Source organism: Verrucomicrobiia bacterium (genome assembly GCA_023953615.1).
GTDB lineage: Bacteria > Verrucomicrobiota > Verrucomicrobiia > Limisphaerales > JADLHS01 > JADLHS01.
The window spans coordinates 1,381,460-1,393,382 of sequence record JAMLJH010000002.1; the positions used below are offsets into that span (position 1 = coordinate 1,381,460).

Genomic DNA, 11,923 nt, shown 5'->3' on the forward strand with positions numbered 1-11,923 from the left:
CTTGGCTTGAGGTTGGAAGGCCCGCTGCGTCATGTCGGCAGCTATAGGAATACTTAAGCCTAGTCGTGGGAAAGCGTTGGGGGCGGAGCAAAGTCCCGGAAGAGCAATTGATTCGAGCGCGCGGCGACGGTTCTCTATCGCTCTTGTTGGCCTGATGATTTATCTGACCAGAACCCACAGTTTGTGTTGTGGGCTGCCGGCTATCGCGCCTCCGGCGCTGGAGTTGGCGACGGTCATAGACCGCCGCCACAACGACTCTGCGTCAATCCGCGAAATCTGCGGATGAACCATTTCATTTGTAAATCAAGTAGCGCTCGCGCCGTTGCTGGAAGTCCACCAAATCCATCTTCCATGTAGCGCGAATGGCGGCGAGGGACTGGTCTGCCTTGACCGCCTCCAGCGTGGCGGCGTGCAGCAGCAGGTTCTTGGGCCGTTCCACCGGAAAATCTTTTGGATAGAGCCGATACGCGGTCTTCATAATGAGTAATCCCACGTCCACCACGTTGCACGTTTTGCGGTCGTTCAACATGATGTAAACGCCGCCACATTCCTTGTCCTTGTGAACGCTGTAAGTCGGAGTGAAGCGGATCGGCACAAACGCCACACCAGGCAGCGCGGCGCGATTCAACTCCGCCGCGAACTTCACGTCGTCAATATACGGCGCGCCGACCAGCTCAAATGGCGTATCCGTTCCCCGCCCCACCGACATGGCGCTCTCCAGCAAACCGACGCCCGGATACAGAATCGCTTGTTTCAGATTGCGCATGTTCGGCGAGGGATTGGTCCACGGCAGATCGGTGGCGTCGAAGTAGGATTTGCGATCCCAGTGTTCGAGTTCAATCACCGTCAGCTTGGCGTGGGTTTTGCGCTCTTCGTTATACATCAAGGCCAGTTCACCCAGCGTCATGGCGTAACGCAACGGCGTGGGATGGAAGCCCACAAAGCTCGTTTTCTCGGTCAACACCGGACCGTCAATCGTCACGCCGTCAATTGGGTTCGCGCGATCCAGCACGATGAATTCAATGCCCGCTTCGGCGGCGGCTTCCATGCCCAGCCCCATGGTCGAGGTGTAGGTGTAAAACCGGCAACCCACGTCCTGAATGTCGAACACCAGTGCGTCGAGGCCTTTGAGTTGTTCGGGCGTCGGTTTGCGGCGTTCGCCGTAAAGACTGTAAATCGGCAAACCGGTTTTGGCGTCCGTCCCGTCGCCCACCTGTTCATCCACCAGACCGCGAATGCCGTGCTCCGGACTGAACAACGCCACGAGCGTCACGCCCGGCGCCGTATGCAGTAAATCAATCGTCGAGCGCCGCGCCCGATCATGGCCGGTATGGTTGGTGATCAAACCCACGCGCTTGCCTTTGAGCGGAGCGAAATTGCGCTGCTCCAACACGTCAATGCCGTTCAACACCGGACTGACAGGGCGCGTCACTCCGGGCGCGTCACTACTGGCATTACGGCTCGCCCGATCTGCGGTTTCCGTCTGGCCTTGCGGCGCCAACGCGCCCGGCACATTGGCAAAATTAAAATCCGTAATCGCCTGCGCCGCGAGCGTGCCCAGTTTCCGCCGCAACGCGAGGACGCTTCCGTCCTCCGTCGGATGATTCCGATTCGACAGAAAAATCACGAACGATTTTGAGAACGGGTCAATCCAGATGGACGTGCCCGTCCAGCCGGTGTGCCCATACGAACCCAGCGGAAACAATTCCCCGCGCGGCCCGCTGTAACCCGTGTCAATGTCCCAACCAATCCCGCGCCGCCCCACGATATTGGGCGGGGTTTGCACGCTGGTCATCAGTTTCACCGTCTCGGGTTTGAAAATACGGACGCCATCCAGTTCCCCGCCGTTCAGCAGCATTTGCGCGTAGCGCGCCAGATCGCTCGCGGTGAAAAACAATCCCGCGTGACCAGCGACGCCACCCATTCGGCGCGCCCGCGGATCATGCACCACGCCGCGCACCGGCACGCCATTTTCCACCTCGGTGGGCGCAATGCGCGGCAACTTTGACTTGGGCGGATTGAAGCCCGTGTCTTTCATCCCCAGCGGCCCGTACACTTCCTTTTGCAAAAATTGATCCAACGGTTGGCCCGTGATGCGATGCACGATTTCTCCGAGCAGAATCGGGCCGGTATCGCTATACACAATTTTTTCTCCGGGTTTGCCGGCCAGTTTTTCCGCGCAGGCGAGTTGGATGGCGGCCTCGTTACCATTCCAATCCGGTTTCAAACTGATGTCGGGACGCAAGCCGGAGGTGTGGGTGATCAATTGGCGGATGGTGACGTCTTCCTTGCCACCACCAGTGAAGGCTGGAAGATACTTCGCCACACGATCATCCAAACCCAATTGACCGCGCTCCACCAACAGCATGACGGCTGGAGTGCAGGCCACCACTTTCGTCAAACTGGCCGCGTCAAAGAGAGTGTCTTCAGTCATCGGCTCGGTCGCGGGAACGACCGCCCGGTTGCCGTAAGCGCGGTGATAACTCGCGCCGTCGTGTTGCAGCCAAAAAACTCCGCCGGGACATTTCCCATCGGCAATGGCCGCGTTGATCGCCTGATCTATCTCGGCCAGTTTCTCCGCGCGAAATACCGAACTCACCTGAGCCGAACCGCCAAGGCTGCCAGCCAGGACCACCACCACGGCCAATCCCCAAGCCGCCAGCGGACGACTGACTTTGGCGATAACGCCCGTCGGAACTTTTGAGTGGTGCCGGCCAGGCTGCAAGCGCGGCGAGGAGTTGGGCAAAGATTCAATCGAGTTTGGGTTTTGTCGGTTCATGGTTTAATCCAGTCGTTACGCACTGCGGTTATTCCGTTGATCATGAATTGAATGGCCACGGTGGCCAGGAGCAACCCCATGATCCGGGTGGTGACTTTCATGGCGATGGGGCTGAGCCATTTCGCGCCGCGCGCGGAGATGCGCAAAATCAAGTAGCTAAGGAACGCAACCAGCAAAATGCAACCATACAAGGCCACGTGCTGCGCGACGTCGGTGGCGCGGGATTGCATCACGATGGCGGTGGAAATCGCTCCCGGCCCCGCCAACATCGGAACGGCCAGCGGAGTGATCGCAATGTCCGCTTTTTCCGAAGCCGCCACCTTCTCCTCAGCCGTTTCCACCACGCGCGAACGTTGAGCCTGCAACATGTCCAGAGCCACGATGAACAACACAATGCTGGCCGCAATTTGGAAGGCGGGCATCGTGATCCCCAGAAAATGAAAAATGATTTTACCCGCCATCGCAAATACCAGCAGTATCGTCGCCATCACCACGCAGGCCAGACGCGCCATGCGAATGCGTTGCTCCGGCGTGTCGCGCGGCGTCATCGCGATAAACGTCGGCACGGTGGCCAGCGGGTCAACGATGACGAAGAGCGAACCAAAAGTCAGCAGCGTGTATTCGAGCAGCGCGTGAAAGTTCATGTTGAACAAGGAGTCAAAACCGCGTCACTCATGCCGTGGACGATTTTTTTATCGGCGGGAACGATAGTCGCCAACACCCCGCCCAGTCGAGCCTGCGCCGCGTCGCCCTCGCCACTCACAAAATAATAGGGGCATAATCGCGCGCGCCCCTTCATCGGCAGCAGCTCGTTCCGGTCAAAATCATACCAGGACGTTTCCACCAAAGACGGCTTGTGGAATCGCTGCAGCACGCGTGGTGATTGCGGGAATTCCGTCAGCGCCGCATCCACGGCCTCGGCCCAAGCCTCCAGTGACAAATCGCTGCCCAGCGCAACGCCACGCGCGCCCCAGGCTCGTTCGGAAAATCCGGAGATTTTCAAAATCAACTCCCGTTCCTTTTGCGAGAGGGTTTTCAATTGTTGCCAATCGGTCAGGTTCAGTTCCGGAATCGCGGCCTGCGGCGGCAACGGACTGGGGTCCACCAGCCAGGTGTAAGGCACGATTTTTTTCATCCGCGTCAGAAAACCCTCGCCCAATTCCTGTCGCCAAAAGTCGTGCAGATTGCGGTTCCACAGTAACGCAAACAACATCTTCTCCTCGAAAATGGGTTTGGGCGGCGGCGTTACGCGGAGCTGCTGGCGTTGGGCCAAATCGAAAATCTGAGTTGCGTTGGCCACATCCGGCAAATCGAACAACTCGAAAAACCGATACACCGCATCGCCCTCCTGGAACGCGGAAAAACTGTCGTCGCGCACGTTGAAGCGCGGGCCGAGTTGTTCCGCCAGCCATTGCATTTCGGGACGATAAGTAGCCGCCTCGTTCGAGACAATCACATGAACGTGTGGCGCCGCGCCAAAAATTCCGGCAAAGCCTTGTTTCATGCCGTCCCTGCCCCCCAACACCTTGAAGGCGTCCGCCGTTGGATCGAGCGCGGCGTACGTTTGATTCAACCAAGCCGTAAGTCCAATTCCGCCGGGGACCGAGTCCAATTCCGTGCAACGCAAGCCGTCCTCGGTGATCAACAAGTCCGGTCGGATCACGCGCGGCACCTCGTTTTTGAAAACCGCCGCGCGTTGCCGCGCGATGAGTTCGGCGGGTTTACCCAAGTCCAGCCAATGCGCCACCCAGTCGGGCATTTTTCCCGCCACACTCTTGCGATACAGCAGATTCACCGCGCGATAGAACTGCAATAAAATCCGTCCGAGCGATTCAATCTCCCGGGCGCGCTGAGGTCCTAAACGAAACGGTTCCGGCGCGGTGCGCCATTGCATTCCCGCAAACAATCCCTGCGACGGCACCGCGGCGCGAATGGCCTGAGCTTGCTGCGCCGCCGTGGTTTGAAAATCAACTGCCGAAATTTGCACGCGGGTTCACCGTAGAATAATCGCGTCTCAGCGTCAAAAATGAAACGTTACTTGACCGGAAGTGCGCCTTGCAGTTCCTGCGCCACTCGTTCCGCTTCGCGCATTACCCGCAACACATTCTGACCGGCGACCTTTTCCACGTCCGTTTGCGAGTAACCGCGCCGCAACAGCTCCGCGAGCAAGTCCGGATACTTGGAAACATCCTCCAAACCCCGGGGCGCGCCGCTGAAGCCGTCGAAATCCGCGCCAATCCCCACATGGTCCACTCCGATCAATTTGCGAATGTGATCAATATGATCCGCCACGTCACTTAAGGTCGCAGCGCGAGGGTCCGGATGCGTTTTGCGCCACTCGGCCACCGCGACTCGAAAGGAGCGCGAATCGTCCCCGTAGAGTTTTCGCAAACGCTCTTTTTCCTTTGTGACAAGTGCTTCATCCAAACGATCGGCTTCGGTAATGAAATTGGGAACGAAACAAACCATCACGACGCCACCGTTGGTTTTGGTCATTCGCAAAATCTCATCCGGCACATCGCGCAGATGATTACATAGTGTCCGAGCGGAAGAATGTGAAAAAATCACCGGGGCTTTCGTCACGCGCAACGCCGCGCGCATGGTGTCGTCGCTCACATGCGATAAATCCACCAACATGCCGAGCCGGTTCATTTCTTGAACCACTTCCTCGCCAAACGCGGTCAGGCCGTGATGCGCCGGTTTATCGCCCGCGGCATCCGCCCAGTCGGTATTCTCCGTGTGCGTCAAGGTCATGTACCGCGCGCCCAGATGATACATCATGCGCAAGGTGGCGAGGGAATTATTGATGGAATGTCCGCCTTCCATGCCGATGAGCGAAGCGATTTTTTCCTGCCGATGGATCCGCTCCACGTCATCCGCCGTAAGTGCCAGTTCAAACGTCTCCGGGTGGCGCGCGCACAGTTGATAAACAACGTCTATCTGCTCAAGCGTTGCCTGCACTGCCGCCGCGCCGCTCGGCTGAGTGGGAACGTACACCGACCAAAACTGGCCGCCCACCAACCCGGCGCGGAGCCGGGGAATATCGGTGTGCATCGGCGGTTTCAATCCCGCCGTGCTCTGCGCCAAATTCAATTCGGCGAAATTATTGTGACCCCGGTCCCGATACTCCCACGGCGTATCATTGTGCCCGTCAATCAACGGCACGCGCTTGAGTAATTGGCGGACTTCTTCGAGATAGCGATCGGAATTCGGCTCGTCTGCGGGCGAGGTCACGGCGGTTAAGCCGCATAACACCGCGCTCGTGATGACAAAAAACTGCTTGATCATGAAGCCTATTGTGCCAGCGCCTGGCGACCACCGCACCACCAATCCTTCACCGCGAATCAACTCAATTAACAGGTGGATGAACAAGGTATTGAAAAACGTCGGACGAATCCTTACGCTGCGCGGCATGAATCTGTTGCCTCGATGTTTGGGAGTGGCGTTGGCGCTGGTCCTTACCTCGGACGCCCAAACCAATCAAAGCTTCGCGCTCTGGTCGGCAGGCGCTCCCGGGGCGCTGGGCGGCGAGAGCAAAGACATTCCCACGCTGACGGTGTATTTGCCGACTCCCGAAGTCGCCACCGGCGCCGCGATCGTTATTTGTCCCGGCGGCGGATACGGCGCGTTGGCCGACCATGAAGGCAGCGTTTACGCTCACTGGTTGAACAGTCAAGGCATCGCCGGTTTCGTCCTGAAATATCGGCTCGGCTCGGCTGGATATCATCATCCCGCCATGCTGAACGACGCGGCGCACGCCATTCGCACGGTGCGCGACCGCGCTGCAGAGTGGCAGGTGGACGCGCAACGCGTTGGCATCATGGGTTCGTCCGCGGGCGGTCATCTGGCTTCGACCACGATTACCCATTGGGACAAGGGCAATCCAAGTGCGGCCTCCGCAATTGAGCGCCAAAGTTCGCGCCCCGATTTGGCGATCCTGTGCTACCCCGTCATTTCCATGAGCAACGAGTTCACTCATAAAGGTTCGCGGAATAATTTGTTGGGCACGAATCAACCTCCCGCGTTGTTGCGGGAACTCTCCGCCGAATTACAGGTAAACCAAGAAACGCCACCCTGCTTCATCTGGAGCACGCTGGAGGATCCCACCGTGCCGGTGGAGAACAGTCTGATGTTGGCGGCGGCGCTCCGCCGGGTTGGGGTGCCGTTCGATTTACATGTTTATGAGCGCGGACCTCACGGGATCGGCCTGGGTGTTCGCCATTATTCGCCCGAAGCCAAACTTCACCCCTGGACCTACGACTGCGCGTTTTGGTTGCGGGAACATAAATTTGCCCGCTGAAATATCCTTCGAACCATGATGAATCTACCTGCTTTCAGACCGGTGAAACCCAGTTCGCGATTCGGTAATGTCCCGGAAAAGCGTAGGGTTTCATTCCGGTTTGATTGCCGGGCGGCACAGAGTAGTTTTGGCCCGTCGTTTTTCAAGTAGTTGGAGGGGTGTCGCACCAATTTGGAATTATAGAATAAAAATTTAATGCACATGAAGAAGCGATCACTGATCTTGAGTGGACTCACCCTGCTCGCCGTCACCTGGCCGACGCTGGCCGACGACGCCCAGCAACTCCCAACTCCGCCCGCCGAATCCGCGGCGCCAGCCCCCGCCAAAATCAAGGGCGCCCTGACCTCTTCGGATCCAAGCCAACGCGCCGAGTGGCAAAAGCGGTTGACCTTGGGCGCCGGCGATACCCTGAACTTCGCATTGTTCGATCGTCCCGACAGCGCCAAGCGCGATGTGGCGATTGGTCCCGATGGCCGGGTTTCTTTTTTACAAGCTGAGGATGTTCTCGCGGCTGGATTAACGATTGATGAATTACGCGCCGCGTTTGACGCGGAGTTGAGCAAATTTTACAACACGCCGCGGACAATCATCACCCCGGCCGCCTACAACAGTAAAAAGTTTTACCTGCTCGGTGCGGTAAGTCAGAAAGGCGTTTTCACCCTGAACCGGCCCACCACCATGATTGAAGCCATCGCGCGGGCCGGCGGTTTGGAAACCGGTTTGTTTGATCAAAACACCGTCGAACTGGCCGACCTTTCCCACAGCTTTATGGTGCGACACGGCGAAAGGCTCGCCGTGGATTTCGAGAGTTTGTTTCAACGCGGAGATTTATCCCAAAACATCGCGATTGAACCGGACGATTACATCTTCTTCGCCTCGTCTGCCGCCAACCAAATCTTTGTGGTTGGCGCCGTGGGCCCCGGACTGGGAGACGGCACCGGAGTCGTCCCATACAGCCCCAATGCCAGCCTCATCTCCGCCATTACGTCGCGCGGTGGATTTGCTGACAAGGCCTATCAAAGCCGCGTGCTGATCGTTCGCGGCTCGCTGAACAAACCCGAGTGCATCGTCGTGAACGCCAAGGCCATTCTGGCCGGAGAGGCGCCGGACTTTCGTTTGGAACCCAAGGACATCGTGTATGTGTCGCGCCGGCCTTGGGCGCGAGCGGAAGAAATCCTGGATAACGCCACCATCGCCTTTATTCAATCCGCCGTGGTCACCTACACCGGATTCCTCCACCCCCTCATTCAACATCCCTGGGTTACGCCTTGAAGCGCCATTCGCATCAATTCAATCCAACTTTTCACATGAAAAAAGTTTTCCTCCTCAGCTCGATGGTTGCCGGACTCGTTGTTTTTGTCGGTTGCCAAATCCCCAAGCAAAGCAGCGCGCCGCGGTTTGATCCCCGGGCCACCGGCACGTTTTCCAATGCTGTCGGCGGCCTCGCGTTAGAACGCTCGCTCGACGCTTCCCTGCTGAAAACTCCCCAGGACCTGTTCCGACTCGGCCCCGGAGACGAACTGCAAATTGAAGTCATTGATCAGATCGCCACCCGATCCGATCTGGCGGTTGGACCTGATGGCAAAATTTATTTTTATTTGCTGCCGGGCATTGACGTCTGGGGGCTGACCCTGGCGGAAACCAAACGGACGCTGGAAAAGGAACTGGAGAAATACATCGCCGGACCGCAGGTCTCCATCAGCTTGCGCGCCGTGGGGAGCAAACACATCTGGGTCCTCGGCGCGGTAGATCATCCTGGCGTTTATCCCGCCACCGCTCCGATCTCCTTGCTGGAAGCCATGTCCCTGGCGGGCGGCACCCGTCGCGCGCAATCGGGAACGACCACCGTGAACATGGCGGATCTGCGTCACGCCTTTGTCGTGAGAAATGGTGCCGTGTTGCCGGTTGACTTTCAACGCCTGCTGGAGCAAGGCGATATGACGCAAAACATTTTCCTGAAACCGGACGATTTCGTTTACGTCCCATCGGGCGCGGCCCGGGAAATTTATTTGTTCGGGGCCGTGCGGACGCCCCGCGCAATTGCGCTGTCGGAAACGCCCACCCTGGTCGCCGCCATTACCGCTGGAGGCGGAACGTTGCGGGATGCCTATTTGTCGCAAGTGGCCATCGTCCGCGGTTCCCTGACCCATCCGGAAATGGCCGTGGTCAACTACAAGGACATTCTTGAAGGCCGCGCGGGCGACATTCCGTTGGAGCCTCGCGACATCGTTTTCGTCCCCAATAGTCCCTATCGTTTCCTGCGAAATTACGTGGACGCGGTAATCAATACCTTTGTGTTCTCGGCGGCGGCGAACGAGGGGGCGGCGGCATTCGGTGGCGCTCCGGCGGGCGTGGGCGTCTCCGTTGGTAATCGTTAGCTCTTAAACTCATATTAACGAGACTCAGGAGTGTCCGCGGCATGGCGGGACGTAGTGCCATCGTGGGGACAACTTGCCCGCGCCGGCGAGGCGAGCCGAATAAAGTATAATCATCCGCGTTGAAATCGTGGATGCGACCGAACCAAGGATTGGTCGCAAAGCATCAGACAAATCAGAAGCAAACCATAATGACGGGGAAAGCAACTGTTCATCGCTTGACGCGCTTGGAGCAAAGTTGCATATTCCTCCGCAGTTCACCCGAAATAACCGGAAATCCAGTTAAAGATTATGCGCAAACCGAGGGTTCGTAGTACGAGAGTCAGAGGTTTCCATCCCGAGCAGGTAAAAGTACGGCAGGCGAAGCCAGTGATTATTTCACCGCCCATGGTTCCGCCTTCACCTCGGTCTAAAATCATTCCGCTCAATGAGGCGGTTTCACAAGCGCGCGACGAAACCCGTGCGGGCGATGCGTTAGAGCAGTTGACCGACAAGTTCAAGGAATTGATCCAACTGGCCCGTGAGCAAGGGCATCTGACTTACGGTGACATTGCTGAAGTCCTGCCGGAAGAGCTTATTTCCGCCGAGGCTCTGGACGATATTTACACCAGACTGCGAAACTTGGAGATCAACATCATCGAAGCCGCCGAGCTGGATCAATCCCGCCCGTCCGACTGGGAGACGCGCGAGAAGGACCGCCTCGATATTCTGGACGATCCGGTGCGGATGTATCTGAAACAGATGGGGCAGGTGCCGTTACTGACACGCGAGCAGGAGGTGGAAATCTCGAAACGGATCGAGGCCGCCGAGCTGGATCTTCAGAACACGGTTTACACGCTGGGTTATACCGCCAAGGAATATCTGGCGATTGCCGACAAGCTCATGTCCGAACCGCCACGCGAACGCTTTGATCGCGTGGTGCTGGATCAAAAATTCACCATCCGCGCCAAGTATTTCAGAAGTCTGCAAAAAAACCTGCCCCCGGCCCGCGACCTGGACCGGCAGGCTGATGAGTGGTTCCGTCGCAGCCGCCTGGCTCCCACCAAAGCGAAGCGCGCGCACGCACTGGCCGAACTCAAAAAAGTGAATCACAAGTTGTCGCTTTGCCTGGATCAATTCTGCTACCAGCCGAAGGTTATCGAAGACCTGGCGCTGATTGCCGAAAATGTTTACGAAAAAATTCTGGCCTGCGAGCAACAACTCGCCGCCGGCAAACGCCAGCGACACGCTACCGACGCGGCCCGCGAGCAAATAGCCGTGCTGGAAGAATTCACCCGGATGTCCACGGCGGAATTTTTGGCCGCCCATCGCCAGATTAAACAAGCCGCCATTCGCGCCAACCAGGCCAAGGCCGAGATGGTGGAAGCCAATCTGCGACTCGTCATTTCCATCGCCAAAAAATACACCAATCGCGGTCTGTCATTCCTCGATCTGATTCAGGAGGGCAACATGGGATTGATGCGCGCGGTGGAAAAATTCGAGCATCGGCGCGGTTACAAATTTTCCACCTACGCCACTTGGTGGATTCGGCAGGCCGTCACCCGTGCCATCGCGGACCAGTCCCGCACCATCCGTATTCCGGTTCACATGATTGAAATCATCAACCGGCTCATGCGCGCGCAAAAGCAACTCCAGCAGGACTTCGGCCGGGAGCCGACGGCGGAAGAAATCGCGGAAGAGATGCACTATCCGGTGGACCGAGTTCGCGCGGTCCTCAAAATGGCGCAGCAGCCCATTTCACTGCAATCGCCGGTCAACGACGACGAGGACGACGCGAATATCGGAGACTTTATTGAGGACAAAAATTCGGAGAATCCCTTTGATCTAACCAGTTATGCCTTGTTGAAGGATAAGTTGGCCGCCGTGCTCTCCGGGCTTAACGAACGGGAACGCAAAGTCCTCGAACTGCGGTTTGGCATCGGCGACGGTTGCGCCCGCACCTTGGAAGAGGTGGGAAAACATTTTTGCGTCACCCGCGAACGCATCCGGCAAATTGAAGCCAAAGCGCTCCGAAAGATGCGACACCCGACCCGCATTCGACAACTGCAAGGCTTCCTGGAAATCGGGGCGCTCGAAAGCGCCTCAGCCAGTCAGTTGCCCGCTTGACACGAGGGGAGAATTTCACGCGGACGCTGAATTAACTTGTCCCTCGCCGCCAGCCCCGCAAAATCTCTTCAGGGCGGGCCCATAGCTCAGCGGTTAGAGCAGGCGACTCATAATCGCTTGGTCCTCGGTTCAAATCCGAGTGGGCCCACCACCAAGAAAGCCCCTGAAAATAAAGGCAAATCTGAACTCTCGTGATTTGAGAGCGCCACCCTCGGAAAACCCTGCTTGGCCAATTTTGAAGCGGTCCTTTCTATCGTGCTCATGCGCTGAGATTTTCCACCGAGCTGACGGTGTCGGGGAAAATCGGAAAGCGAAACCTTGCCGTGACGCATGCGGCGATGAGGTTTGCTACGCAGTGGCGGA

Annotated in this window: 8 protein-coding genes and 1 tRNA gene; 5 read left to right on the forward strand and 4 right to left on the reverse strand. The window is 57.6% G+C overall.

Annotation, left to right across the window (positions count from 1 at the left end; translation table 11 throughout):
* Nucleotides 1–292: 292 nt before the first annotated feature.
* From M9920_16115 to M9920_16130, 4 genes are read right to left on the reverse strand one after another with little or no spacing between them, the layout of a single operon-like run.
* Nucleotides 293–2,779, reverse strand: coding sequence for a DUF1343 domain-containing protein (locus M9920_16115; protein ID MCO5053803.1), 2,487 nt, complete (start codon nucleotides 2,777–2,779; stop codon nucleotides 293–295).
* Entirely contained in the window at nucleotides 2,776–3,423 is a 648-nt protein-coding gene (locus tag M9920_16120; protein MCO5053804.1) for a MarC family protein, read from the reverse strand. Before M9920_16120 ends, M9920_16115 begins: the two co-directional genes overlap by 4 nt.
* Nucleotides 3,420–4,766, reverse strand: a complete 1,347-nt coding sequence (locus M9920_16125; protein MCO5053805.1) for a hypothetical protein — start codon at nucleotides 4,764–4,766, stop codon at nucleotides 3,420–3,422. The genes M9920_16120 and M9920_16125 overlap by 4 nt, the downstream gene beginning before the upstream one ends.
* Nucleotides 4,767–4,813: 47 nt before the next feature.
* Complete coding sequence (locus M9920_16130; protein ID MCO5053806.1) at nucleotides 4,814–6,067, reverse strand: dipeptidase; 1,254 nt, start codon at nucleotides 6,065–6,067, stop codon at nucleotides 4,814–4,816.
* 76 nt (nucleotides 6,068–6,143) lie between these two features.
* Here M9920_16130 and M9920_16135 point away from each other — a divergent pair, with 76 nt between their 5' ends.
* The 5 genes from M9920_16135 (at nucleotide 6,144) to M9920_16155 (ending at nucleotide 11,711) form a co-directional block, all read left to right on the forward strand.
* Complete coding sequence (locus M9920_16135) at nucleotides 6,144–7,079, forward strand: alpha/beta hydrolase (GenBank protein ID MCO5053807.1); 936 nt, start codon at nucleotides 6,144–6,146, stop codon at nucleotides 7,077–7,079.
* 201 nt (nucleotides 7,080–7,280) lie between these two features.
* Entirely contained in the window at nucleotides 7,281–8,351 is a 1,071-nt protein-coding gene (locus tag M9920_16140; protein MCO5053808.1) for an SLBB domain-containing protein, read from the forward strand.
* Nucleotides 8,352–8,386: 35 nt separating this feature from the next.
* Nucleotides 8,387–9,457, forward strand: coding sequence for a polysaccharide biosynthesis/export family protein (locus tag M9920_16145; GenBank protein MCO5053809.1), 1,071 nt, complete (start codon nucleotides 8,387–8,389; stop codon nucleotides 9,455–9,457).
* A 384-nt stretch (nucleotides 9,458–9,841) separates the two neighbouring features.
* A complete protein-coding gene (rpoD, locus tag M9920_16150; GenBank protein MCO5053810.1) occupies nucleotides 9,842–11,560 on the forward strand; it encodes an RNA polymerase sigma factor RpoD in 1,719 nt (572 codons plus the stop codon).
* Between the two features lie 75 nt (nucleotides 11,561–11,635).
* Nucleotides 11,636–11,711 (forward strand) — tRNA-Ile (locus M9920_16155).
* The last annotated feature ends 212 nt before the right edge of the window (nucleotides 11,712–11,923 follow it).